Source organism: Polynucleobacter sp. MG-27-Goln-C1 (genome assembly GCF_018881905.1).
Classification (GTDB): Bacteria; Pseudomonadota; Gammaproteobacteria; order Burkholderiales; family Burkholderiaceae; genus Polynucleobacter.
This window is the reverse complement of record NZ_JACVPM010000002.1, coordinates 453,479-478,498: the sequence shown is the minus strand read 5'-3', so window position 1 is coordinate 478,498 and position 25,020 is coordinate 453,479. Positions and strand designations below refer to the sequence as shown.

Genomic DNA, 25,020 nt, shown 5'->3' with positions numbered 1-25,020 from the left:
TCCTGGGTAAACCCACCGCACCCCTCTTTTTTATTATTAACCGATAAATTAATAAAAGTCCAAAACCTGCATTTTTTGGGACCAACCCAAGGGTCTTATAAAGGGCTAATTTAGTCGAAATAAGCTTTTAAAGCACTTTAAATGAGGTTTTTTGGTGTTTTGGCAACTCCTCAAGAATATCTTTTGGAGATTGCACCAGCTTGGCGCCTTGCTGCAGGAGTTGGTGGCAGCCCCTAGAAAGGGGGTGATGTATTGATCCGGGAATCGCAAAAATCTCCCTGCCAAGCTCACACCCCAGCCTGGCAGTAATTAGCGAGCCAGAGCGCTCAGCAGCCTCAATTACCAGGATTCCTAGGGCTAGGGCTGCAATGAGGCGGTTCCGGCGCGGGAAGTGCCAAGGTTTTGGACCCAATCCTGGGGCCAACTCAGAGACCAAGAGCCCGACACCTGCAATAGCCTTGGCTAATCGAAGATGCTCTTTTGGATACACAATATCCAGCCCCGTTCCGCATACTGCTAGGGTTGGATTATCTTGATTTGGCCCAAGTGCGCCTAGATGGGCGGCACCATCAATCCCTTTGGCTAGGCCAGAAATGATGAGATACCCCTGCGCAGATAGGGCCTGTGCAAAATAGTGAGCGTTTTTGATTCCTTCTGGGCTGGCGGCGCGCGATCCAACAATGGCAATCATGGGCAAATTCAGCAGGCTAATGTCCCCATATATATAGAGCGAATGAGGCGGGTCGCATAAATCTAGCAAGCGAACTGGGTAGCCAGGGGTGTCCCGGTGTATTTGAATGATATGAGGGCTTTTGGGAATGTGCATAAGGCAATTTTCAGCATAGGGCGAGAGAGAACTATCGGGACAGTCTGATTACTCTGTTGGATAATTCCCATATGGCTTTATTAACCGTCCTTTGCTATCCAGATCCACGCCTACACAAGGTTGCAAAACCCGTGGCGCAGGTAGACTCACGCATCAAAAAAATTGTGGCCGATATGGCCGAGACAATGTACGAAGCACCTGGCGTTGGTTTGGCTGCAACTCAGGTGGATATTCATGAGCGAATTGTGGTGATTGATGTTTCAGATAATCAAGATGAATTAATGGTGTTCATCAACCCAGAATTAGTTTGGGCAAGCCCAGAAATAAAATCATGGCGTGAAGGCTGTCTCTCTGTGCCCGAGTATTACGATGAAGTAGACCGCCCAGCAGTTGTGCGAGTGAAGGCGCTTGATATTAACGGTAAAGAATTTGAGGTAGAGGCAGATGGTTTGTTATCAGTCTGCTTGCAACATGAGATGGATCACTTACAAGGAAAAGTATTTGTTGAGTATCTCTCGATGTTGAAGCGCAACCGCATTTCTCTCAAAATGAAAAAGCGCGCAAAAGAATTAGTAGGCGAGCGCTAAGCGCCCAATGAAAATTGTTTTTGCTGGCACCCCAGAGTTTGCTGCACAGGCAATGCGTGCAATAGATGATGCAGGCCATGAAATTGTTTTAGCGCTTACTCAACCAGATCGTCGTGCTGGTCGCGGCATGCATCTTCAAGCCAGCCCTGTAAAAGTATTTGCGCAAGAGAAAAACATTCCCGTATTGCAACCAGAAACGCTGAAGCGGGAACATGCAGATCCACAAAAGAAGCTTGCCGCTGAAGAGGCTTATCAATATTTATCTGATATTGATTTTGATGCAATGGTAGTTGTTGCTTATGGATTAATTCTTCCCCAAGACATTCTGGATATTGCCTCTCGCAATGGTAGATATGGCTGCTTTAATATTCACGCTTCCTTGTTGCCAAGATGGCGTGGTGCAGCGCCGATACAGCGTGCCATCGAGAGTGGTGATGCCACCACGGGCGTGAGCATCATGCAGATGGATGCAGGCTTAGACACGGGTGATACCGTTTTAGTGGGCAATCTAGAAATTACGCCCCATGAAACTAGCGCATCGCTCCATGATCGTTTAGCACTCTTGGGCGCGGAGCTCATGGTCAAGACGCTTAATGACTTGGATAAAGGGCATGGCATCGCAAGAACTCCGCAGCCTAGCGCAGGTGTTACCTATGCAGAGAAAATATTAAAGAACGAAGCAGAGATCGATTGGCATTTAAGTGCCATTGAAATTGATCAACGTATTCGTGCTTTTAATCCATTCCCCGGATCCACTAGTAGCCTTCATGGCGAGCAATTCAAGTTTTGGAATTCTTGCTTGCCCAGCAAAACGCAAACACTTCAAGGCGCCACCCCAGGACAGGTTGTGGGATTTGATGGAGATGCTGTGCATGTCCAGTGTGGAGAGGGTGTGATTGAAGTCTTAGAAATGCAAAAGCCCGGCGGAAAAAAAACGAGCGCTAGTGCTTGCCTTCAAAGCTATCGCACACAAGAAAAAATAATGCAGTTCAAGAAAGATTAATTTGACCGATCAAAAAACACCACGCAGTCTTCCGCTATCAGAGGCGATTACTATTTCTGCGCAAGCAATTGGCGAGGTGATGGTAGGTCGATCGCTCACAGAAGTGTTGGATCAGCTGGATACTCACGAACGGCCCATTGTGCAAAGCCTTACGTTTGATGCTTTGCGTAAGTGGGTGAGATCACATGAGTTTATTCAACAGTTCATTCCAAAGGCGCCACCACTGGAAGTGGAATATTTATTAAGCGTAGCGATTGCCTTGTTTTTGCAGGGTGCTACCGAAGGCAAGGGCTACGCAGCACATACGATCGTTGATCAGGCTGTAAAAGCTTGCAGTGAATATGAGCCGACGATGTATGCCAAGGGCTTAGTGAATGCTGTGCTGCGTAAAGTGAGTCTTGCAGTTCAGGCTGAGAATGAAAAGCCTTATCCGCCAGACCCGATTCCAATGTTCTTTCCGCCTTGGTGGCGGGCCAGTCTGAAGCGAAACTACTCCAAAGCTTGGCAGGCCATGTTAATTCAGCAAGCCCAGCGCGCACCTTTAATTTTGCGGGTGAACGTTAAACAACATACACGCAAGGAATACCAAGAGTTATTGCTTCAAGCTGGCATAGCTGCTGAGCCTATTGAGAGTGTTGCTGGGATCGCGCTAGATTCCGCTTTACTCTTGCGCGAGCCGGTGCCAGTTTCGGATTTGCCAGGCTTTTATAGTGGCGCAGTGTCTGTTCAAGATGCGGGCGCCCAAATTGCAGCCATATTGCTTGACCCAAAACCGGGCGAGCGCATATTGGATGCTTGTGCAGCACCTGGCGGCAAAACCGCCCATTTACTAGAGCTAGCACAATGCGAGATGACTGCCTTAGAGTTGGATGGCGAGCGCCTTGGAAAAATTGGCGGCAACTTAGATCGTTTGCGTCTTCAGTCTGACGCTGTTCGAGTGGTGCGCGGCGATGCCTCAAAGGCCGCTTGGTGGGATGGAAAGCCATTCGACAAAATTCTATTAGATGCACCCTGCTCAGCATCTGGCATTGTTGCAAGGCACCCAGACATTCCCTTCTTACGCCGTGAGGCAGACATTAAGGCCCTGCAGCTTAGACAGCGTGCCATATTGGAGCAGGCTTGGAAGATGCTCAAGAATGGCGGCACGCTTTTGTATGTCACTTGCTCTGTGTTTCCAGAAGAGGGCGAAGAACAGGCAACTTGGTTTGCGGCAGAGCATGCTGATGCGTTACGATTAAGCGCCCCCGGACAAATTTTGCCCGCCGAGCTAAATGACGGTTTTTATTACGCTTTGTTTAAGAAAAATGGTGCATGAGCCAAGGCATTAAACAATTCATCCTTTGTGTTTTGATGGCGCTGAGCTTATTTTCAGCGGCTGCAAGCGCAGAGGGAATCAAGCTTAAATCTGCTGACCTTGAGCGGGTGGATGGTGACTGGCTATTAAATGCAACGTTCCAGATTGAATTAACTCCAGGCCTAGAAGATGCAGTTCAAAAAGGCGTGGTCTTATATTTTCAGACTGAGTTTGATGTAACCCGTTCGCGTTGGTATTGGTTTGATGAAAAATCTGCCCTGGCACAACGACTAACGCGCTTGTCATATCAGCCGATGACACAGCAATATCGTATCGCCTCTGAAGGCTTTACCTTCTCCGCAAAGACAATGTTTGAAGCTTTGCAGGCAGTAGGTAGCATTGGAGGTTGGCGGGTAATTGATGGCAATCAAATTGATCCCAGCAAGTCTTACACTGCGGCATTAAGAATGACTTTAGATTTAAGTAAGTTACCAAAGCCGTTTCAAGTGAATGCATTAAATAATCGCGACTGGAACGTAACTAGCGATTGGCTACGCTTTCCATTTCTACCAACTGGCTCCAACGTCATTAAACGATGAAGATATCTTTAGACTTCATTGGGTCCAATGCGTTTGAGAAGGACGCCTGGAAAAGGCGTGCTCTGCCTATAGCGATGGCGGTGATTGGTGCCTTCGCCCTCTTGCTCTTAGTGCTCCTGTCAATTGCAACATCAAACACCGAGTTTTTTGATAACTATTTTATTTGGCTCTATGCGGCCAATGTAATCATTGGCATTTGTTTAACCTTAGTTATTCTGACTTTGGTGATTGTGATTGCTGTTCGTTGGCGTAAGGGCAGATTTGGTACGCGCCTAGTAGCCAAGCTAGCTATGATTTTTGCTTTGGTTGGCGTTGTCCCGGGATTAATTTTGTATGGCGTATCTCTGCAGTTCGTATCCCGCAGTATTGAAACCTGGTTTGATGTCCAAGTAGAGTCTGCCTTAGATGCCGGTCTTGAGTTGGGTCGCGTTACTCTGCGCGTTGCGCAAGAAGAGATTTTGGCTGAGGGCAATTACATCGCCGAGCAAATTGTGCAGGTTCCGTCCGGGGCAACTTCTGAACAAGTTGGTGCCATGGTGATGAAAGCGCGCAATCAATTTGGCATTCAAGAAGTGAGCCTATTTAATATTCAGCGCAACTTAATTCTAACCAGCGAGTCACGACCCAAAAAATATTTTCCTGCGCCTGGTCCCGACGTTATTGCAGAAGCCTTTAAAAAGAAGGGCGTCACCTTCATAGATCAAATTGAAATGGATGGCGGGCAACGCGGCTATCGAGTAAGGGCGATTGTGCCGATTGTGCGTAAAAAAAATATCTCCAGCAAAGGCGACTCTGGTAAAGATATAGAGGATAAATATTTTCTGCAGTTGGTGCGCTTTATTCCGGGCCCTTTGGCCAAGAATATCGTTGCGGTTGAGTCTGCCTACAGCGACTACCAAGAAAAATCATTGGGTAGGACCGGTTTACGAAAAATGTTTGTGGGCACGCTCACATTAACGCTATTTTTTGCATTATTTGTAGCGGTCACTTTGGCACTAGTTCTGGGTCGTCAACTGGCCAGACCTTTGCTAATGCTATTAAAAGGCACGCAGGCTGTTGCTCAGGGAGATTTGTCTCCCAAGCCAGAGCTCGACACCGGCGATGAGTTGGGCATGTTGACGCGTCAATTTAATGTGATGACTCGCCAACTTGCTGATACCAGAACATCTCTACAAGAGTCCAAATCATTTTTAGAGACGGTATTGGGTAATTTAACTGCCGGTGTTTGCATCTTTGATAAAAACTTTAACGTGGTATCTAGCAATGCAGGTGCTGACCGCATCTTTGGGCAAGACTTAACGCAACTGGATGGGCGCCCTTTAGGTGATAGCCCAACTTTGATTGAGTTTGAGCAAGCCATTAAAGAAGGCTTTGCCACTATGAAGCTAACGGTTGGTATGGAAGGTGAAAAGCCGTCCTTAGATAAGAATAAATCAGCGCCAGTTTGGCAAAAACAAATTCAACTTCACAGTACAAATGAGTTTGAGAATGAACCTGGCGTTACTTTATTTATTCGCGGAACCGAGCTGACTGCAGATTTACGTATGGTGGTCTTTGATGACATTACTGATGTGGTGAGCGCGCAGCGCTCTATTGCTTGGAGTGAGGTGGCAAGGCGCCTGGCTCATGAGATCAAGAATCCGCTAACCCCCATACAGCTCTCAGCCGAGAGATTGCAACACAAGTTGGCTGGTAAATTGAGTCCCGAGCAGGAAGAGATGATGAATCGCAGTACGGAAACCATCATTGGGCAAGTGCAGGCCATGAAAGAAATGGTGAATGATTTTAGGGATTTTGCTAAGACGCCAAGCCCGCAGTTGAAATCCATCTCAATTAATACTTTGACGCATGAGATCTTGGGTTTGTATGAAGGAAGCCCACTAAAAACTCAACTTGATTCACGTTGCCCAAATATTATGGGTGACCCCACTCAACTGAGACAGATTATTCATAATCTTTTGCAAAACGCTCAAGATGCTACTCTTGAGGGCAAGCATCAGGCTGATCCAGTTGAAGTAAAAACAGAATTGGTGTCTTACGGAGAGCTCAGTGGCGCGCCACAAAATGCGGTGCGATTAACAATAAGTGATAGCGGTTCAGGATTTCCAGCTAAGATATTGGCAAGAGCATTTGAACCGTACGTAACAACAAAGAGTAAGGGCACCGGATTGGGTCTGGCGGTAGTGAAGAAAATCGTTGATGACCACGGTGCCAAGATTGAGGTTCGGAACCGCATGCAGGGAGATGAGGTGATCGGCGCGCAAGTATCAATTTTGTTTATGAATCTGGCAAAAGAGGCAGCATAAGAATGGCAAGTATTTTGGTGGTCGATGATGAGATGGGAATCCGAGAGCTTCTCAATGAGATTCTGACGGATGAAGGCCACACCGTTTATGCGGCAGAGAGCGCTATGCAGGCTCGCACAATCCGCGAGCAAATGCGCCCAGATCTTGTTTTGCTTGATATCTGGATGCCAGATGTTGATGGCATTACCCTATTAAAAGAGTGGTCCAAGACCGGGCAGCTCACGATGCCAGTAGTCATGATGTCTGGGCATGCCACGATTGATACTGCGGTTGAAGCTACGCGTATTGGTGCTCTGAACTTTTTAGAAAAGCCGATTGCGCTCCAAAAGTTACTAAAGACGGTCAATAAAGCACTGGAGAGTTCCCCGAAATACGTGGAACCAGTTGAAGAAAGGGCTACCTCAGCATCTTCATCAAGCCCAAGCCCTAAGGCGGTAGTCAGTGAGCAGGTGCCCCAAGCTCAGGATGGTGAATATATTAGCGGGATAGCAAAAACCTATTTTGATTTGCCGCTGCGAGAGGCTAGGGACTTATTCGAAAAAGCCTACTTTGAGCACCAAATGATCATTATGGGCGGTAGTATGACCAAGATTTCTGAATACACCGGTCTCGAGCGCACCCACCTTTACCGTAAGTTAAAGGCTTTAGGAATCGATACGTCGCGCAATAAGGCTGAGCAGTAAACACCCGCCATCAACCTTGGCAATGATTCTTTGAAGTCATTGATACGGCACACAGCATCGCCGATGCGACGGATAATAGTGCCCATATCATTTCGGAATTACTCCCATGGAAATAAAGGTTAACTTTCTCGATAAGTTGCGTCTTGAGGCCAAGTTCGACGACTTCACGGTGATTGCTGATCAGCCCATTCGGTATAAGGGAGACGGGTCAGCCCCCGGACCTTTTGATTACTTTCTAGCCTCATCGGCTTTATGCGCGGCATATTTTGTAAAGCTATATTGCGATACACGCAATATTTCAACTGAGAATATTCGCCTTTCGCAAAATAACATTGTTGATCCAGAGAATCGCTATCAACAGATTTTTAAAATTCAAGTTGAATTGCCAGAAGATATCTCCGCGAATGATCGTCAGGGCATATTGCGCTCGATTGAGCGCTGCACTGTAAAAAAAGTCGTTCAAGCTGGACCCGAGTTTGTGATCGAAGAGGTCAAGAATTTAGATGCTGATGCGCAGACTTTGCTGACGCTAAAGCCAGCCTCTGATGCGTGCACTTATATTGCAGGAAAGGATTTACCGCTAGAGCAAACCATTGCCAATATGTCCAGCGTGTTGGCCAATCTAGGAATCAAGATTGAAATCGCCTCATGGCGCAATCTGATTCCCAATGTGTGGTCTTTACATATTCGCGATGCGCACTCGCCAATGTGCTTTACAAATGGTAAAGGCTCTACAAAGGAAAGTGCTTTGGCCTCAGCGCTGGGTGAGTACATCGAACGACTCAGCAACAATCACTTTTACGCTGGGGTATTCTGGGGCGAAGATATTGCTAATGGCGCATTTGTTCATTACCCGAATGAGCGCTGGTTTAAGCCAGGACCGAAAGATGCACTCCCTCCAGAAATTCTTGATGAGTATTGCCTAAAGGTTTTTAATTCTGATGGAGAACTGCGTGGCTCACATTTAATCGATACTAATTCCGGTAATGTAGAGCGCGGGATTTGTTCTTTGCCATATGTTCGTCAGTCCGATGGCGAGACGGTTTATTTTCCATCGAGCCTGATTGAGAATCTTTATGTTAGCAATGGCATGAGTGCTGGCAACACCTTAGCTGAGGCTCAAGTGCAATGCTTATCAGAGATTTTCGAGCGGGCAGTGAAGCGAGAAATTATTGAAGGCGAAATTGCTTTGCCTGATGTACCGCAAGAAGTGCTTGCCAGATACCCTGGCATTCTGGAGGGCATTCAGAGTCTTGAGGATCAAGGCTTTCCAGTGTTGGTCAAGGACGCATCATTAGGCGGCGTCTACCCGGTCATGTGCGTTACCTTGATGAACCCACGAACGGGTGGAGTATTTGCATCCTTTGGAGCTCATCCCGGCCTAGAGCTCGCTCTAGAGCGAAGTCTAACGGAACTATTGCAAGGTCGAAGCTTGGATGGCTTGAATGATTTACCCCCGCCCACTTTTGCTAGTGAAGCGGTTACCGAGCCAAATAATTTTGTTGAGCACTTTATCGATTCAAGCGGTATTGTGTCGTGGCGATTTTTCAGTGCAAGGTCAGATTACGATTTTGTTGATTGGGATTTTTCTGGAAAAGGAGAAAACTCAAATGCTCAAGAAGCCGCCACCTTATTCGGCATTCTTAAATCATTGGGCAAGGAGTCATACGTTGCGGTGTATGACCAGTTAGGCGCGATTGCCTGCCGAATCTTAATACCAGGTTATTCTGAGATTTATCCAATCGAAGATTTGATTTGGGATAACACCAATAAAGCGCTGTTATTCCGTGCTGATATTTTGAATTTATCGAATTTAGATGATGCAGGCCTAAGTGCGCTGCTCGAGCGTTTAGAAAATAATGAGCTAGATGAGTACGGCGATATTGCTACATTGATTGGTGTTGAATTTGATGAGAACACGCCTTGGGGTCAGCTAACAGTTCTCGAACTAAAGCTATTGATCCATCTTGCCTTAAAGCAATTTGAAGAGGCGCATGAGCTTGTCGGTGCTTTCCTCCAATACAACGACAATACAGTCGAGCGAAAATTGTTTTATCAGGCATTAAATGCGGTGCTAGAGGTTTTGCTGGATGATAATTTGGAGTTGGATGATTACATTGTCAGCTTCCGTAGAATGTTTGGCGCCGAGAGAATGGATGCTGTCATGGGCTCGGTCGAAGGAAGTATCCGCTTCTATGGATTGACTCCAACCAGTATGAAGCTAGAGGGCCTCGATAGGCATCATCGCTTGATTGATAGCTATAGAAAATTACATGCTGCTAGAGCTAAAACTGTAGATCCCTCTAGTCAGGGCTAGGGTAAGAGCTTTTTGCCACAGATTTACAGCCTTTACCGGTGACTTATTGATGGTTGACCCATTTTTCAGGCTGGAATGGAGTTTCATTTATAATTCCAACTCTTGGCCTGGTAGCTCAGTCGGTAGAGCAGAGGATTGAAAATCCTTGTGTCGGTGGTTCGATTCCGCCCCGGGCCACCAAGAAACACCAAAACCACCTTCGGGTGGTTTTTTCATTTGTGGGTATTATTAAAAAGACCTATTTCTAGGAATAAAAAATGCTTAAGCTCTACTATCACCCATCACCCAATCCAGCAAAAGTGGCTTTATATTTAGAAGAGACAAATACGCCTTATGAAATTATTGTGACTGATACTCGCAAGGGCGATCAGCACAAACCAGAATTTAGAGCAATCAATCCTAATGGAAAGACGCCTGCTTTAGTCGATGGCGATATTAAGGTATTTGATAGCAATGCCATCATGCTCTACTTAGGCGAGAAGATTGGCAAGTTCATGCCAGCAAATACGCCACAGGCACATGCCGAGCTTTACTCGTGGCTCATGTTTGTTGCGACTGGTATTGGCCCTTATTGTGGACAAGCCGTTCACTTTAAGCACTTTGCCCCAGAGCCAAAAGAATATGCGGTAAATCGCTATGACTTCGAAGCCTGGCGTCACTGGTTGTTAATTGAAGAGCGCCTATCTAATCAGCCCTATATGCTCAGCGAATACAGCATTGTGGATATGTCTGTTTGGGGCTGGGCAAGAGTTATTCCATTTGTACTGGGCGAGGGTGCCTGGGAAAAACTACCTAGTGTGAAACGCCTTTTAGATGAGATTAATGCTAAGCCAAGCGCTCAGGCTGTGGAGGCGATTAAGGCCAAATACACCTTTAAGACAGAAGTAGATGAGGATTCGAGAAAGAATCTCTTCCCCAGCAATGAACGACTCAAGAAATAGGGTCAAGCATCCCAGGCTCCGGTCGATTCCGCCTCGGGCCACCAAGAAACACCAAAACCACCTTCGGGTGGTTTTTTCTTTTTCTGATTAATATGTAGTAATTCTCTCGGGAGCCCTAAATGCTATTAGTCACCTCAATCATCGCCTCTGCATTAACCGCCATCTTTGTAAAACTCTCTTTTGCTGTTATTGGCTTGAGAAGAAAGAATAAGGTTGGCTTAGGAAGTGGCGGTCACGAAGACCTTGAGAGAGCGATTCGAGCCCAGGGGAACTTTGCTGAGTATGTTCCTTTTGGAATAATTTTGATTGCTTGCCTGGAGTTAAACGGCGCTCCCTGGTGGCTTGTTGCCATACCTGGCATCACTTTAATTATTGGTCGGTTAATTCATGCCAAAGGGATTAACGTGCCACCACCAGATTTCGGTAAGCGGATTCTTGGAATGAAATTTACTTTTTATACGCTAATAACATTGGCTGTATTGAACTTGGGATGGGCTCTTTTCATGCTGGTTCCATAGAGTCAGCATCCTTGACCCCTAGTTCGATTCTGCCCGGGGCCACCAAGAAACACCAAAACCACCTTCGGGTGGCTTTTTATTTCCCTCCGATAGGGTTATTGCCCATTTAAGCTTGGTAACTAAAAGAACAAACTGACTTTAGTTTTCGTAGGTATTTTTAGATGCTAGGAGAAGAAGTGAGTGCTGATGATCCAAATCAATTGGTTGAGCTGAGTTATATCAGCAAAGCAACTCATGACATGGGCCTTTCAAGCTTAATCTATCTATTTGATGTTGCTCGAAAGTGGAATTTAGAGCATGAGCTTACTGGAGCCCTGTTCTTCGAGAATGGCCATTTTGCCCAGATTATTGAGGGTAAGCGAAAAGATGTTTTATTCATTTGGGAAAAAATACAAAAAGACTCTCGTCATCAGGTTCTGCATCAAATCGAGCTGGATGAGATTGACCAAAGATTGTTCCCTAATTGGGCCTTAAGGTTTTATGGGGGCGATCAAATTGCTAAAGATGTACCGCATCTAGTTGGTTTGCTTGATGGGCTTCCAAGCCATGATGATGAATTATTGAGAATCATGCGCTCAGTAGCTAAAGGTAATCAAGATTAGGATTTCGCATCTCCGGCTCTAGTCGATTCGCTACCGGGCCATCAAAACCATCTTCGAGCGGTTTTTCATTTGCTTCGTAGTTCTTGGGCTTAGTTAATAAGACTACTTAGAGAATGGTCTCTATTTTCGTTGAAGAGCACCCATAAAAGATCTATTCTGATCAGACATAAACACAGGAGACGAATAATGATTAAAAAAGTATCTCTATTAATTGGCGCCGCGTCCATTTTGTCTTTGGTAGCCTGTCAGTCAATGGAGCATGGTACTGGTCAAAAAGCATCGGCTACCCTAGACTCGCGTTCAGGCTCGAATGCAAAAGGAACGGTTAATTTTGTATGGCAAGGGCATGATGTATTAGTGACTGGAAACTTTTCTGGTTTGAAGCCAAATTCTGAACAAGGGTTTCATGTTCACGAAAAGGGAGATTGCTCCGCGCCGGATGCTACTAGTGCAGGGGGTCATTTCAACCCTGATACAAAATCACACGGCATGCCAGGAAGCGGCTCAAATCATGCTGGCGATATGCCAAATATCAAATCAGATGCGAATGGCAATGCTGTTTATTCGGCAAAGTTAAGTGGATTTGCTGTTAATAATGGACCGGTTGGAATATTGGGAAGATCCGTTGTTGTTCATCGTGATCCTGATGACTATAAATCTCAACCAGCCGGAAATTCTGGCCCAAGAATTGCATGTGGCTTGATTAAGTAGGATTCGGTGCAAACGACTATAGCTGATTCTGCCCAGAGTCACCAAGAAATACTAAAACCACCTTCGAGTGGTTTTAGTATTAGCGGAGATCTGCTATAAATTGATTAACAATCAATGGATCTGACGTGACGCAAGCGTTCCGCCCCACTAGAACAATTGTTTTAAACGACAATACAAATACAGGCTGATAACAAGGAGGCTGTATGTATAAGCTCATCGCTTTTGATGCTTATGGAACATTATTTGATGTGTATTCCATGGGAAAGTTGGCAGAAGATTTATTTCCTGGTAATGGCCAGGTCTTCGCCCTAATGTGGCGTGATCGCCAAATTGAGTACACCCGCTTAGTTACCATGAGCGATCCTAATCCTGGCGGTAGCAAGTACTACCTTCCGTTTTGGGAATTAACAGTTCGGTCCTTGCGTTACGTATGTAAGCGCATGAACTTAAATCTCAGCCCTGACCACGAGAAGCAGCTGATGGATCAGTATGCCAAGCTCACTGGTTTTGAAGATAGCCTGCATGTTCTTAAGACAATAAAAAATAAAGGCATTGCTACAGCAATTTTGTCTAATGGCAGTAGAGAGATGTTGGCGACAGTAGTTGAGAGTAATGGCCTCACTGCTTATTTGGATCAAGTGGTCACCGTTGAGGATGTGCGATTATTTAAGACCGCCCCTCAAGCCTACGAACTTCTTTTAAAAGCGTTTCCAGTTAAAAAAGAAGAAGTTCTTTTTGTATCGAGCAATGCTTGGGATGCGCTAGCAGCAAAGTGGTTTGGTTTTGATGTGTTTTGGGTTAATCGGCTGGGGCACCCCTTTGAGGAAATTGGTGAGAGGCCAGACTATGAAGGCGGCTCGTTGAGTAAAGTTTTGGAAGTTATTTAGGGCTTGTTAAGTTTAGGGCCGTAAAATGAAGGCTTAATGCCAATTGAGTTTATTCATCGCTTAACAAGCGCACAGCGATCCGCCAAAACCAATATTCAATTGGGCGCCTATATGGCGTTTGTGGCGGGCGCTGTAAATGCTGGCGGTTTCTTGGCTATTTCGCGTTACACATCTCATATGAGTGGAATTATTTCTGCAATTGGTGATGACCTTGCTCTGAATGACTTCATTTCAGTTTTAGGCGGCATCTCACTTTTGCTCTCATTTCTATTTGGTGCAGCTACCACGGCCATCATTGTTAATTGGGGCCATAGAAGAAAAATTCATAGCGAGTTTGCCTTGCCACTATTTCTAGAGGCCGCCCTGTTATTGGTCTTTGGCTTGGTGGGCGCTAACCTTAACTTATATCTACCCTTAACTGTTCCAGCGATTGCTCTTCTCCTGTGCTTTGTGATGGGCTTGCAAAATGCCATCGTTACTAAAGCCTCTAAAGCGGAAATTAGAACAACTCATATGACGGGTGTCATTACGGATATTGGAATAGAGGTGGGGAAGTTAATTTATTGGAATAAATCGACGCAAGCCAATGAAGGTGGATATGTCAGAGCGAACCGGGAAAAGTTAAAAACCCATTTATTTATTTTCGGAATGTTCTTGATTGGCGGAATTATCGGGGCGATTAGTTTTAAAACAGTCGGTTATATGGCGGTAGTGCCACTCTCCCTCTCCCTTGTGCTCATAGCAAGCTTGCAGATTTATCGAGACATCAGGGTGCTATTGAAGAGTTAGCCTGTTTGCTTTTGGTTTCAAACGAGATGTAAAGCTCTAGCTGCAATACTAAAAAATTAGGGAGGCAAAAGCCCCCCTAATTACTACAAGTTACTGCCGTATAAATTAAAACAGGTCTGCGTTCATGACCTTAGTCCAGGCAGCAAAAAAGTCATTCACAAACTTTTCTTTGTTGTCATCTTGCGCATAAACCTCTGCGTAGGCGCGCAGGATAGAGTTAGAGCCAAATACCAGATCAACTCGAGTGGCAGTCCATTTCGTGTCGCCCGTATTGCGCTCAACAATGTCGTAGCCATTTCGCCCGGTAGGCTTCCACTGGTAATTCATATCAGTCAGATTAATGAAGAAGTCATTGCTTAATACGCCTTCTCTTTCTGTGAATACCCCGTGTTTCGTCCCGCCATAGTTTGTTCCAAGTACACGCATGCCACCTACCAGCGCAGTCATCTCTTGGGCGGTGAGTCCCATCAATTGCGTACGGTCTAAGAGCAACTCTTCTGAAGTAACGACATAACTTTCTTTCAACCAATTGCGATAGCCGTCTGCGAGTGGTTCAAGAACTTCAAATGACTCTACATCTGTCATTGCTTGAGTAGCGTCACCACGGCCTGGAGTAAATGGCGCCTTGATATCAAACCCTCCAGCTTTGGCGGCCTGTTCAATGCCGATATTGCCGCCAAGTACGATGGTATCGGCAATGCTAATGCCGGATTCTGTGGCAATTTTTTCGTAGACCGACAGAACCCTTGCCAAACGTTCTGGCTCGTTTCCTGCCCAATCTTTCTGTGGCGCTAAACGAATGCGCGCACCATTAGCGCCGCCGCGCTTATCTGACCCACGATAAGTGCGCGCACTATCCCAAGCAGTGCTTACGAGATCGCTAATGGATAAGCCACTGGCTTTGATCTTCGTTTTGACAGCTTCAATGCCATAGTCTTTTGGACCTGCCGGCACTGGATCCTGCCAGATCAAATCTTCTTTGGGAACATCTGGTCCAAAGTACCTTGCTTTAGGACCCATATCGCGATGCGTTAACTTAAACCAAGCCCTAGCAAACGTTTCGGAGAAATAGGCTTGATCTTTATGAAACTTCTCTGAGATTTTGCGATATTCAGGATCCACCTTCATTGCCATGTCCGCATCAGTCATCATTGGCATACAGCGAATAGAGGCATCTTCAACATCAACCGGCTTATCCTCTTCTTTAATATTGATAGGTTCATATTGCCAAGCACCCGCCGGACTCTTAGTCAGCTTCCATTCGTAATTCAGTAGCAAATGGAAGTAACCGTTATCCCACTGGGTTGGATGTGTTGTCCAAGCGCCTTCAATTCCACTGGTTACGGTATCTCTGCCAATGCCACGAGTCTTGTGATTCATCCAGCCAAGACCCTGCTCATCAATTGGCGCTCCTTCTGGCGCTGGTCCAAGATTGGCCGCATTGCCATTACCGTGCGCTTTGCCAACGGTGTGGCCGCCTGCAGTTAGGGCAACAGTCTCTTCATCATTCATAGCCATGCGAGCAAAAGTTACCCGAATGTCTTGAGCGGTTTTCAAGGGATCTGGATTGCCATCTACACCCTCTGGATTTACATAGATCAAACCCATCATGACAGCGGCAAGTGGATTAGCTAAATCTCGTTCGCCAGAGTAGCGACTTCCTTCGCCACCGCTTTTTTGGAGCCATTCTTTTTCAGAGCCCCAATAAATATCTTTTTCTGGATGCCAAATATCTTCGCGGCCAAATGAAAATCCAAATGTTTTGAGGCCCATAGATTCATAGGCAATAGTGCCAGCCAAGATCATGAGATCGGCCCAACTGACTTTGTTGCCGTATTTCTTTTTGATGGGCCATAAGAGGCGACGGGCTTTATCTAGGTTTGCATTATCTGGCCAAGAGTTCAATGGGGCAAAGCGTTGATTGCCCGTACCAGCTCCACCGCGTCCATCGGCAATACGATAGCTACCGGCAGAGTGCCATGCCATGCGAATCATCAGGCCGCCGTAGTGACCCCAGTCTGCCGGCCACCAGTCTTGACTGTTGAGCAGCAACTCTTTCATATCTTGATTGAGCGCACCTATATCGAGTTTTTTTAATTCATCTCGATAGTTAAATGACGGACCCATTGGATTTGTCTTTGTATCTTGCTGATGAAGAATATCCAGGTTCAGTGATTTTGGCCACCATGCCATAGGGGTGCTGCTTGATTCGGTATTGGCCCCATGAGCAACTGGGCACATTCCTTTTGATGTCATTTAGATCTCCTTGTAGGTAAATCATTTTTGCTTTGTCAGCCTGACCTATTCAGACTAACTGATAAAGCTATAAACGGTCTGTGTATTTGACCTTTTTTATTCTCCCGCCATGAATGCGATAAGAATATTCATCTCCTGCCTTCCTTTATGAACTCCGGCCAATGTAACTTGAGTTTTCATTTTGTGGCTCCCTTCATTGTGTGTTGCGATGGGATCATCTTGTTCTTAGTTAGATGATCCGTCCAATGAATTAATATGAACTTAATAATCTATTAAATCGATAATTAGATCAGGTGATCTGGAATTTGATAGACCCCTATGTCATTCATGGGCTGGCATGCAAATCATTACAAAGATTCCTGGCCACACCAGCGTATTCATCGAATTGCCTAAGCATAAGGCGGCTATATTAGCCACTAAACTAATGGCATGAAGCGACTTCTCTACTTTTTTCTGATTGCGGCGTTTGGCATTGCCTTTGCGCAAGAGGCGTCCAATCCTTATGACTTAAAGGTTGCCGTCACGAGGGCTGGTGACCGCTTTCAAGTAAATGCAAGCTATGAGGTGCCAATTACCGCATGCGAAGCCTTCGCATTTATCACCGACTATGAGGGCATTAAAAGTTTGCCTGGAGTTGTAGATTCAAAAGTGCTCTCTAGATCGGGCAATAAAGTGAAGGTTGCCCGCTTGCTTGAAGAGAGAATTTTATTCATCCCATTTGAGATGCGTTCGGAGTTGGAGTACATTGAGTTTCCCAACAAAGCGTTGCTCTTTGAGCAGATAAGTGGAGACACCAAGTATTACAAGGGAAGTTGGCGACTCTTGCCCGAAAAAGAATTCACCACATTTAAATACGATGCACAGGTTGAGCCAAACTCTCTTGTGCCATCAGCGGTAATCGAGTTTTTCATCAAAAATGTCTTGCGACGACAGTTTGAATCAATGGCTGAGCTGGCGTCACTCAAGAAGTCAGCTTCGACAAAACCATGTAGGTAGGCTAGTTATTTTTGGGCTAAGATTCAATCTATGACAAATCTCAATCAATTGCCTACTGATCTGCCGATTCCTCAAGATGATGGGGCCGCCTCTCATTTAGTGGGTATGCACTTACCTGCCATCTCATTGGGCGCGACTAATGCTGGTCAATTCAATCTTGGCGAGAGCAAAGGTCGTCTGGTGATTTACTGTTATCCAATGACAGGTCAGCCTAATGTTCCGCTGCCGGAAGGCTGGGATCAAATACCTGGAGCCAGAGGATGCACGCCACAAAGCTGCTCATTTAGAGATCACTATCAAGAGCTGCGCGATTTAGGTGCCGATGTTGTTGGTCTCAGTGTGCAGTCAACTGAATACCAAAAAGAGATGGCGGATCGATTGCACTTACCATTTCCAGTATTAAGTGATGTGGATTATCAGCTGCAGCAAGCTTTGCGCTTGCCAACTTTTGTTGCTGCTGGAATGACTTTATTAAAGCGCATCACTTTGATTGCGAATGATGGCGTGATTGAGGCTGTGCACTACCCAATATTTCCGAGTGATAGTGATCCAGCTTGGGTGATGGACTATCTAAAAAATAACCCCGCCTAACTTAAAGTTAAGGCAGATTGTATTTGGCCCAGGTGAACAAGACGTTTCCAACGTTTTGTCCACCAGGCACATAGGCGGTCTGAATACTGAGATCTTTGTAGCTGATTGAGGCAATAGGGAGCACTCCGGGGAAGGGGATGTAGTTCATGATGTCTTGGCGAGACATGATGAAGACGGTTGCACCAACGCCATACTTCCAGTCGGGGCTGCTGCCGATATTCCACATAGGTATCCACCCATAGCCCACCATGTATTGATAGATTCCGTGCGAGTCTTTGAAGGTCATTCCATAAATGCCTTCCCAGTTGCCACTCTCATTCATTAAGCCTCTGCCGAATCCAATGCCCATTGGGTAGGAGGTGTATTCATTAATCTTTTCTTGAGAATACGCATAAGGCATGTGATAGGTATAGAGGGGGATGTAAAGCTCGTTGCCGCCTTTATCCCAAACCGATTCAAGATGCGTAGTTGTGGTCTGGAACCACTCGGAGACGGTTTCACCGCGAGGGGCTGCAAATGGCATGCAGAGCAGTAAAAGGACAATAAATCTACGGCACATAACTAAGAATTTCTGAACTGAGTAAAAGACCTCTAAGTGAGGCTTAAATGCTGTTTTTGTAATAAATCACCTGAATTAACATAATTATATGTTGCTTTGCAGCAATATTTGCTTGCTAAGCCCAAAATAAGCTATTAATATGGTGCAGTGCAACAAATAACCCCTTAAAGGAAATATCATGTTCAAAAATCAATTTGCAGAAAATCAAGCTAAATCCGTAGAAAGCGCCCGTGCATTAGGACAAACAGCCCTTGAGAATGCTCAAGAATTGGCAGAAATCAATTACCAGGCTGCTCAACAAGCCGTAGCAAATGCGCAAGCTAAGGCTGCCGAGCTGTTGAAGGGCAAAGATGCCAAAGCCGCACTAGACCTTTTGCAAAGCCCAGAAGTACAAGAAGCTGTTGCTGAAGTTGCTGCGTATCAGAAAAAAGTGGCTGCAGTATTGCGTCGCGGTAACCAAGAATTGGTTGAAGCTGTAGAGGCTGCCATTGACCAGTCACAAGATGACTTGAAGAGCTTTGTAGCTGCCGCTACTTCAAAAGCACCTGCTGGCTCAGAAGCATATGTGAGTGCCTTCACATCTGCATTCAATACAGCAATGCAAAACTTTGACCAAGTCCGCTCAACAACTCAAGATGCCTTTGCAAACTTTGAGAAAAGTGTTGAAACAGCAATGAAGACTGCACAAGGTCAATTTGGCCAAGCCCCTAAGGCAGCAAAAAGCCGTACCAAGTAATTAGTAGATAATAGTCGCATAGAAAGCCCCGTGTAAGCGGGGTTTTTTAATGGCGCTACTTCAAAAAAATTTGAGAAAATAAACAAATAGCTTTTATAAATGCTTGTAGTAGCGCGCTGTTAATTTTTGAGGAAATCGTATGAATCGCATTATGTTGTTGGGAAAAATTCACAGAGCAACCGTTACAGAAGCGGATTTGCATTACGAGGGCTCGTGTGGAATCGATGAGGATTTACTCGATGCTGCTGATATGCGCGAGTTTGAAAAAATCGAGCTCTACAACATTAACAACGGCGAACGTTTCTCAACTTACATCATCAAGGCAAAGCGTGGCTCTGGAATTATTTCTCTAAATGGTGCTGCCGCACGTAAGGCGCATGTTGGAGACCACCTGATTATTTGCACCTATGGGCAGGTCAGCAACGATGAAGTTGCAAAGCATGTCCCTAAAATTGTTTTATTAGGTGACGGCAATAACATTAAAGAAATTAAGAAGGTTAATTAATTACTTTCGATACTTACTGCTAAACCACCTTCGGGTGGTTTTTTATATTCAATTTTTGATAAGATGTTTTATCCAATCTAATTGCAAAGACACCATGAAGCTAGCCCGCCTAATTTCTATATTGTTAGTAACCCTAATTTTTCTTGGTGCCTGCTCGAAAGACGAGCCATCTAATGTAATTAAGGTTGCCGTCTCCCCAACAATACCTCCTATGCTATTTGAAAAAGATGGCAAATACACGGGAATAGACTTGGAGATATTTGAGGGCTACTGCAAGTCGCGGGGCTGTACATTCAAGATGACTGCCTATGATTGGCTCGGCATGTTGGGTGCGGTGACTAGTGGACAAGCTGATGTTGCATTCTCTGGGATTTCTATCACCGATAAGCGTAAAGAGGTAATGGACTTTTCTAACCCCTACTTCACCAGTACTTGGCAATTGATTGGCTTAAAAAACCGCCATATCAAAATTACCGATTTATCCCAGTTAAAAAAGTACACCATTGCCTATCCAACTGGCAGCGTATTTGATGACTATGTAAAAACAGTGTTGCAGCCAAAAGGCTATTACTCGGTAGACCAGGTAAAGCTGTATCCATCACCTGCAGAAGCCCTAATAGCATTGCAAAATGGCAATGTAGACTTGGTGTTTGTCGATAACGTCATGTTGGTAAATTATCAAAAATCCTTAAATCTCCCTGTGAGTAGCAGTTACCAGGTGGTTGGATTTGATAATCTGGGATTTGCCTTCAAAAAAGACTCAAAAATACGAGATGACTTTAATTTATACCTTTCTGAGCTAGGCCCAGAAAAGTTAAAAGCGATTATTAATCGCTGGACACAATAAATTGAAGTAATTTTCATATATTAGGTTAAAGTGCATCTTAAGCCGATTATTTCAATAATTCATAAGGAAAAATATGTCCCATCATGACAAATTAATTGCCGCATTTGAAACATACCAATCAGAAAATGAAAAGTTTCACGGAAAAGGAATTAAAGCTTCTGCTGCTAGAGCTCGTAAAGCATTGCAAGAGATTGCTGGTTCATGCAAAGAGCGCCGCAAGGAAATTACTGCTGAAAAAGAAGCGCTTGAAGGCAAGCCAAAAGGCGAGGGCATGTCACAAGATGCTGCTCGTCACGCACATATCAGAAAGTAAGCTCTTTCTGAAAAGTCAAAAGTCACCTGCGGGTGGCTTTTTTATTTAGAGGTCAACATTCTCTAGGGTAGGGCCTTCTAGGTGTCTAGTGTCAGCCCATTGCTTAACTGCCCAGCCATCACCTTGAGTATGAGTAATCCAATTTAATGAAGCATTTGGTACGGAAGCTATTCGTTCGGCGCTTAGGGTTTGCTTGCTAGCAATTCGATACATCATATCAAGCGTCCCTCCATGACTAACAATCAAAATAGTTTTACCGGCATGCCGTGCTTGGATTTTGTCTAGTGCATTTTGAACGCGCAATGCAAATTGCTGAATACTTTCTCCACCCCCAAGATCATGTTCTAAGTCACGGGTAATATGGGCTTGCCAAATGTCGGGGTGCTTCAATGGCGCATCGGCAATTGAAAGTCCTTGAAGTGCGCCAAAGTGCCGCTCTCGCAGTTCACTATCTACACGTGCATCGATACCAAACAATTCAACCACAGCATTTGCAGTATCAGCCGCCCTCTTTAGATCGCTGGTGTACAGAACATCAAATGTGAGTTTGATGTCTTTAAGTGCTTGTGCCATTTGGCGGGCTTGCAACACACCTCTTGCGTTAAGGGGGATATCAGTGTGTCCTTGCAAACGCCTTTCGGCATTCCAGGAAGTTTCACCATGGCGAATGAGGCAGAGTTTTGTTGTAGTCACGTTGCAATATTAAATCGAATTATTTTTTTATCATCCAAGCGCGCGGATTGTGCTCAAAACCCAGATGTTCGTAATAGGCGTTTGCTTTTGGAGCTGCAAGCAACACAATCATGCAACTAGATCCTAGGCGCTTTTTGGTTTCTTCAATGAGCTGCTTTCCTATTCCCTGTCGCTGATATTGTTCATCCACAGCAAGGTCAGCCAAATAAGCTACGTAGGCAAAGTCTGTCAGGCTTCGACTGATCCCAACTAGTTTTTCACCATCCCACGCAGAGATGATGAGGTTTGCATTGGCAAGCATCGCCGTAAACGTTTCAATACTATTAATCGGGCGACGCTCCCCCAGAGTTGATCGGGTATAGAGGTCAATCGCCTGTTCTGGGCTGATGTTGGCGTGCGCGGTATAGGTAATCATTTTTCTTGATCGACTGAGTATGTGAGCAGGTCCCCGTTACTAAAGGTTCCGGACTCTAGCGCTTCTGCTCTGAGACCGCCTCTATCTTCAAATGCACTCATAAAGTCTGGTCTTTTCAGTAGCTTGGCCGGTCGTTGGCATGGTTCACACAACTCAGTACCTTTAAATGCGATACCTCCCAAGTAAAAAATCTTGCCAACTAAATCATTGAGTTCATCTGCAGACATGCTGCTGATGATGACATTTCTACGAGTATCGCCTTTACCAAAGGGCGTTTGCTGCTTAGCTATTAATTGACGATTAGCATCCTCAATGCCGTTTAGGGCAATGAGAGAGATGTGGCGTATCTTAATTTTAGTTTTGGAGAAGGCGCCTATGCCTAGTGCATAACGATCACCCACAATTCCTTCGCCAGCAACGATGTTGGCTTGTGCAATCTGCACCATTGATTCGCCCGCATGAGGGGCAATGTAGATGGAATGAATTTGAGGAGATGCTTTCATGATGAGAGCATATTACATAAGAAAAAGCCCCGGTAATTTCGGGGCTTAGTACTTAGGCTGCGACAGGCTCAGCGATAGCTGCTGGCGCTGGAGGGCGCTTATTGAGAGCCCTCTGAATCTTTGCCTTTTCTTTAGGCTTGGTGCTAGATTCAAGTAATTTGTTCAGTTGAGTAACGGTAAGTGGGCCCAATTTAGCTTTGCCGGTTTTGCTAACCATGGGATCGTTTTTTCTATTTCTTTGATTTTGGCCAACAGCCATATTTTTTCCTAGAGTCTTGGAATGATGAACCTCTGAGCTTGCTCAGCAGACTCCCCTAAGTAGGGCGCGGAATAGTGATCACAAGTCAGAATAACAGTTAAGCAGTCCAGGCGCTATGATTAGATCATGATGAATATTCCCAATCTAATTTTTGCCGCCATCATGGGTGGACTTATGTCATTGAGCATTACATTGGCCACGACTTTGGTGCGAGTAGGTCTAGCACCAGATTTTTTTTGGGTCTGGCTGGAGGTTTGGTCAGTTGCCTATCCAGTCGCGATTATCTGTATTTTGATCTATCGGCCGTTTGCTAGCAAACTCACTGCAAGCCTAGTGAAGAGGCTTGAGTTATAAATTGGCTAATGTATTTATTAAATAAGGGGCTTGAATGAGGCACCTCAAATATGTTTCGTTCTTAGGAGTTTTCTTCTTGAGTGCTTGTGCAGCGGTTTATACCGATGCATCAGACTCAAATCACGTCACCTTTTTAAATAGTGATGGTGAATCTATTGCATCGCTAACACCAAAGGCCAATGCGTACTGCGCGCAATATGGCAAGACGGCATCTTTCAGGAAAAGTGATACTCAGTTAGTAGCAGTATTTGATTGCAACTGGCCACAATCAGGCCCACGCTAGATTTAGCCAGCGAGGTCTGATTGATAGATGAGGCCCGCATGCTCCCTAAGGGCATGGAATTGGATGGACTCCCAGCGCTGTTGAGCAACATCTAGTTCGGATTTGTGACTGGCCAAAAATACGGAGGCCCCCACAACATCTTCTGCCATGCGGTGAATATTTTCTTGTATGAATTTCTTAAGCGCTACAGGATCATCTGAACTTACCCAGCGAGCTAGGTTATAGCGCGCAGGCAGCAAGCGAACTTCTGCGCCATACTCAGTTTGTAGACGATGGCTCACTACTTCGAACTGCAGTTGTCCAAACGCGCCAAGCAGCATAGTGCCACCAGTCATGGGGCGGAATACTTGAATGGCACCTTCTTCACCAAGTTGCATTAAGCCTGTGCGTAATTGCTTAGAGCGTAATGGATCAGCGGATTCGACCATGCGGAAAATTTCTGGGGCAAAAAATGGCAAGCCTGTGAATTGCAATTGCTCGCCTTCGGTGAGCGTGTCACCCAGTCTCAGAAGGCCGTGATTTGGTAGTCCAATAATGTCGCCAGGGAAAGCCTCATCCAAAATGTCGCGACGTTGTGACAAAAAAGACAGGGCATTATTGGTGCGCACTTCTTTGCCATTGCGGCAAATCTTCAACTTCATGCCGCGCTGAAAATGCCCAGAACATATACGTAAGAAGGCAACGCGATCTCGGTGCGCTGGGTCCATGTTTGCTTGAATCTTAAACACCACGGCAGAGAATTTATTTTCTGCAGGACTAACTTCGCGTTGCAAAGCTTTGCGTGAGCCTGGTGAGGGTGCGAGCTCTACTAAGGTATTCAGAATCTCGCGTACGCCAAAATTATTAATGGCTGAGCCAAAGAATACTGGCGATTGACGGCCAGCCAAAAAGGCTTCTCGGTCAAACGCAGGCATCGCATTTTTAATGAGGTCGACTTCTGCAAGTGCATTTTCGAGATCAGTGCCTAGGCGCTCTTTCAGCGCGGGATCATTGATGTCAACAATCGCATGCGAATCTTCAGTCACACGATCTTCGCCCGCCTTGAACATGCGCATTTGCGAGTTAGCGATATCAATCACACCAGCAAATGATTTGCCCATGCCTACAGGCCAAGTAAAAGGAACCACTTCAATACCTAGTGCAGTTTCAATCTCATCCATGAGTTCCATGGGCGGCTTTACTTCGCGATCCATCTTATTGATGAAGGTCACGATTGGCGTGTTGCGTGCACGACAGACTTCAAGTAAGCGCAAGGTCTGTGATTCAACGCCATTTGCAGCATCAATCACCATGAGTGCAGAATCTACTGCAGTCAAAACACGATACGTGTCTTCAGAGAAATCTTGGTGACCCGGAGTATCGAGAAGATTAATAATGCAATCACGATATTCCATTTGCATTACCGAGCTCGCAACAGAAATGCCGCGTTGCTTTTCAATTTCCATCCAGTCGGAGGTCGCGTGACGACTAGCTTTGCGGGCCTTGACGCTACCGGCAATCTGAATGGCTCCCGCGTATAACAAGAGTTTTTCGGTAAGCGTGGTCTTTCCAGCATCTGGGTGAGAGATGATGGCAAAGCTACGACGTCTTAAAACTTCTGCGCCGGGAGTGCTGGAGGTGATGGTATCGATGGTAATTCTGCACTTA

Annotated in this window: 29 protein-coding genes and 1 tRNA gene; 22 read left to right on the top strand and 8 right to left on the bottom strand. The window is 45.5% G+C overall.

All coding sequences use genetic code 11. The features are described 5' to 3' along the window. Positions 1–127: 127 nt before the first annotated feature. On the bottom strand, positions 128–826 hold the full coding sequence (dprA, locus tag ICN14_RS06485; RefSeq protein WP_216225689.1) for a DNA-processing protein DprA: 699 nt from the start codon (positions 824–826) through the stop codon (positions 128–130). Between the two features lie 71 nt (positions 827–897). Between dprA and def the strand changes: the two genes are divergently transcribed. The 14 genes from def to ICN14_RS06415 all read left to right on the top strand — a co-directional run bounded on the left by def (position 898) and on the right by ICN14_RS06415 (position 14,063). After that, positions 898–1,413, top strand: coding sequence for a peptide deformylase (def, locus tag ICN14_RS06480; RefSeq protein ID WP_216225688.1), 516 nt, complete (start codon positions 898–900; stop codon positions 1,411–1,413). A gap of 7 nt (positions 1,414–1,420) precedes the next feature. Next, complete coding sequence (gene fmt / locus ICN14_RS06475; RefSeq protein ID WP_216225687.1) at positions 1,421–2,416, top strand: methionyl-tRNA formyltransferase; 996 nt, start codon at positions 1,421–1,423, stop codon at positions 2,414–2,416. Between the two features lies 1 nt (position 2,417). Then, positions 2,418–3,731 (top strand): 16S rRNA (cytosine(967)-C(5))-methyltransferase RsmB, encoded by a 1,314-nt coding sequence (rsmB, locus tag ICN14_RS06470; RefSeq protein ID WP_216225686.1) that lies wholly within the window; start codon positions 2,418–2,420, stop codon positions 3,729–3,731. Continuing rightward, complete coding sequence (locus ICN14_RS06465) at positions 3,728–4,309, top strand: DUF4390 domain-containing protein (RefSeq protein WP_255535990.1); 582 nt, start codon at positions 3,728–3,730, stop codon at positions 4,307–4,309. The genes rsmB and ICN14_RS06465 overlap by 4 nt, the downstream gene beginning before the upstream one ends. Beyond that, on the top strand, positions 4,306–6,615 hold the full coding sequence (locus ICN14_RS06460) for an ATP-binding protein (RefSeq protein WP_216225685.1): 2,310 nt from the start codon (positions 4,306–4,308) through the stop codon (positions 6,613–6,615). Before ICN14_RS06465 ends, ICN14_RS06460 begins: the two co-directional genes overlap by 4 nt. Before the next feature lie 2 nt (positions 6,616–6,617). Next, positions 6,618–7,298: a response regulator gene (locus ICN14_RS06455; protein WP_216225684.1), complete on the top strand. Its 681-nt coding sequence runs from the start codon at positions 6,618–6,620 to the stop codon at positions 7,296–7,298. Between the two features lie 106 nt (positions 7,299–7,404). Next, positions 7,405–9,615, top strand: a complete 2,211-nt coding sequence (locus ICN14_RS06450) for an OsmC domain/YcaO domain-containing protein (RefSeq protein ID WP_216225683.1) — start codon at positions 7,405–7,407, stop codon at positions 9,613–9,615. A 104-nt stretch (positions 9,616–9,719) separates the two neighbouring features. Continuing rightward, a tRNA-Phe gene (locus ICN14_RS06445) sits at positions 9,720–9,795 on the top strand. A gap of 77 nt (positions 9,796–9,872) precedes the next feature. Next, positions 9,873–10,556 carry a glutathione S-transferase family protein gene (locus ICN14_RS06440; protein WP_216225682.1) on the top strand — a complete coding sequence of 228 codons (684 nt, stop codon included), beginning with the start codon at positions 9,873–9,875 and terminating at the stop codon, positions 10,554–10,556. A gap of 119 nt (positions 10,557–10,675) precedes the next feature. Then, the gene (locus ICN14_RS06435; RefSeq protein WP_216225681.1) at positions 10,676–11,074 is read left to right on the top strand and encodes an MAPEG family protein; all 399 of its coding nucleotides are present in this window, start codon (positions 10,676–10,678) and stop codon (positions 11,072–11,074) included. Between the two features lie 176 nt (positions 11,075–11,250). Beyond that, entirely contained in the window at positions 11,251–11,676 is a 426-nt protein-coding gene (locus tag ICN14_RS06430; RefSeq protein ID WP_216225680.1) for a BLUF domain-containing protein, read from the top strand. 186 nt (positions 11,677–11,862) lie between these two features. After that, entirely contained in the window at positions 11,863–12,387 is a 525-nt protein-coding gene (locus tag ICN14_RS06425) for a superoxide dismutase family protein (RefSeq protein ID WP_216225679.1), read from the top strand. A 203-nt stretch (positions 12,388–12,590) separates the two neighbouring features. Continuing rightward, complete coding sequence (locus tag ICN14_RS06420) at positions 12,591–13,274, top strand: haloacid dehalogenase type II (RefSeq protein WP_216225678.1); 684 nt, start codon at positions 12,591–12,593, stop codon at positions 13,272–13,274. Positions 13,275–13,310: 36 nt separating this feature from the next. Further along, a complete protein-coding gene (locus ICN14_RS06415) occupies positions 13,311–14,063 on the top strand; it encodes a YoaK family protein (protein ID WP_216225677.1) in 753 nt (250 codons plus the stop codon). 105 nt (positions 14,064–14,168) lie between these two features. Here ICN14_RS06415 and katG read toward each other — a convergent pair whose 3' ends face one another. Further along, a complete protein-coding gene (katG, locus tag ICN14_RS06410; protein WP_216225676.1) occupies positions 14,169–16,319 on the bottom strand; it encodes a catalase/peroxidase HPI in 2,151 nt (716 codons plus the stop codon). Positions 16,320–16,748: 429 nt separating this feature from the next. Here katG and ICN14_RS06405 point away from each other — a divergent pair, with 429 nt between their 5' ends. Continuing rightward, positions 16,749–17,315, top strand: a complete 567-nt coding sequence (locus tag ICN14_RS06405; protein WP_216225675.1) for an SRPBCC family protein — start codon at positions 16,749–16,751, stop codon at positions 17,313–17,315. A gap of 30 nt (positions 17,316–17,345) precedes the next feature. Then, the gene (locus ICN14_RS06400; protein ID WP_216225674.1) at positions 17,346–17,906 is read left to right on the top strand and encodes a peroxiredoxin; all 561 of its coding nucleotides are present in this window, start codon (positions 17,346–17,348) and stop codon (positions 17,904–17,906) included. A 7-nt stretch (positions 17,907–17,913) separates the two neighbouring features. Here ICN14_RS06400 and pagP read toward each other — a convergent pair whose 3' ends face one another. Next, positions 17,914–18,429: a lipid IV(A) palmitoyltransferase PagP gene (gene pagP / locus ICN14_RS06395; RefSeq protein WP_216225673.1), complete on the bottom strand. Its 516-nt coding sequence runs from the start codon at positions 18,427–18,429 to the stop codon at positions 17,914–17,916. A gap of 214 nt (positions 18,430–18,643) precedes the next feature. On the opposite strand from pagP, the gene ICN14_RS06390 reads away from it, so the two are divergent. The 4 genes from ICN14_RS06390 to ICN14_RS06375 all read left to right on the top strand — a co-directional run bounded on the left by ICN14_RS06390 (position 18,644) and on the right by ICN14_RS06375 (position 20,866). Then, on the top strand, positions 18,644–19,201 hold the full coding sequence (locus tag ICN14_RS06390; RefSeq protein WP_216225672.1) for a phasin family protein: 558 nt from the start codon (positions 18,644–18,646) through the stop codon (positions 19,199–19,201). Between the two features lie 139 nt (positions 19,202–19,340). Continuing rightward, complete coding sequence (gene panD, locus ICN14_RS06385) at positions 19,341–19,706, top strand: aspartate 1-decarboxylase (RefSeq protein WP_216225671.1); 366 nt, start codon at positions 19,341–19,343, stop codon at positions 19,704–19,706. 94 nt (positions 19,707–19,800) lie between these two features. Continuing rightward, positions 19,801–20,553 carry a transporter substrate-binding domain-containing protein gene (locus ICN14_RS06380; RefSeq protein ID WP_255535987.1) on the top strand — a complete coding sequence of 251 codons (753 nt, stop codon included), beginning with the start codon at positions 19,801–19,803 and terminating at the stop codon, positions 20,551–20,553. 73 nt (positions 20,554–20,626) lie between these two features. Beyond that, positions 20,627–20,866, top strand: a complete 240-nt coding sequence (locus ICN14_RS06375) for a hypothetical protein (RefSeq protein ID WP_015422196.1) — start codon at positions 20,627–20,629, stop codon at positions 20,864–20,866. 45 nt (positions 20,867–20,911) lie between these two features. Here ICN14_RS06375 and ICN14_RS06370 read toward each other — a convergent pair whose 3' ends face one another. Genes ICN14_RS06370 through ICN14_RS06355 form a run of 4 tightly spaced genes read right to left on the bottom strand, consistent with a single transcriptional unit; the run spans position 20,912 to position 22,736 of the window. Continuing rightward, a complete protein-coding gene (locus tag ICN14_RS06370) occupies positions 20,912–21,559 on the bottom strand; it encodes a histidine phosphatase family protein (protein ID WP_216225669.1) in 648 nt (215 codons plus the stop codon). A gap of 19 nt (positions 21,560–21,578) precedes the next feature. Continuing rightward, on the bottom strand, positions 21,579–21,974 hold the full coding sequence (locus tag ICN14_RS06365; protein WP_216225668.1) for a GNAT family N-acetyltransferase: 396 nt from the start codon (positions 21,972–21,974) through the stop codon (positions 21,579–21,581). After that, positions 21,971–22,477: an MOSC domain-containing protein gene (locus ICN14_RS06360; RefSeq protein ID WP_255535986.1), complete on the bottom strand. Its 507-nt coding sequence runs from the start codon at positions 22,475–22,477 to the stop codon at positions 21,971–21,973. Before ICN14_RS06360 ends, ICN14_RS06365 begins: the two co-directional genes overlap by 4 nt. A 52-nt stretch (positions 22,478–22,529) precedes the next feature. Continuing rightward, a complete protein-coding gene (locus ICN14_RS06355) occupies positions 22,530–22,736 on the bottom strand; it encodes a hypothetical protein (protein WP_216225667.1) in 207 nt (68 codons plus the stop codon). A 126-nt stretch (positions 22,737–22,862) separates the two neighbouring features. Between ICN14_RS06355 and ICN14_RS06350 the strand changes: the two genes are divergently transcribed. Further along, positions 22,863–23,090 (top strand): DUF2798 domain-containing protein, encoded by a 228-nt coding sequence (locus tag ICN14_RS06350; RefSeq protein ID WP_216225666.1) that lies wholly within the window; start codon positions 22,863–22,865, stop codon positions 23,088–23,090. 34 nt (positions 23,091–23,124) lie between these two features. Then, positions 23,125–23,373 (top strand): hypothetical protein, encoded by a 249-nt coding sequence (locus ICN14_RS06345; protein WP_216225665.1) that lies wholly within the window; start codon positions 23,125–23,127, stop codon positions 23,371–23,373. 2 nt (positions 23,374–23,375) lie between these two features. On the opposite strand, the gene ICN14_RS06340 is transcribed toward ICN14_RS06345, so the two are convergent. Next, positions 23,376–24,995: a peptide chain release factor 3 gene (locus ICN14_RS06340; protein ID WP_370624829.1), complete on the bottom strand. Its 1,620-nt coding sequence runs from the start codon at positions 24,993–24,995 to the stop codon at positions 23,376–23,378. Positions 24,996–25,020: the final 25 nt, after the last annotated feature.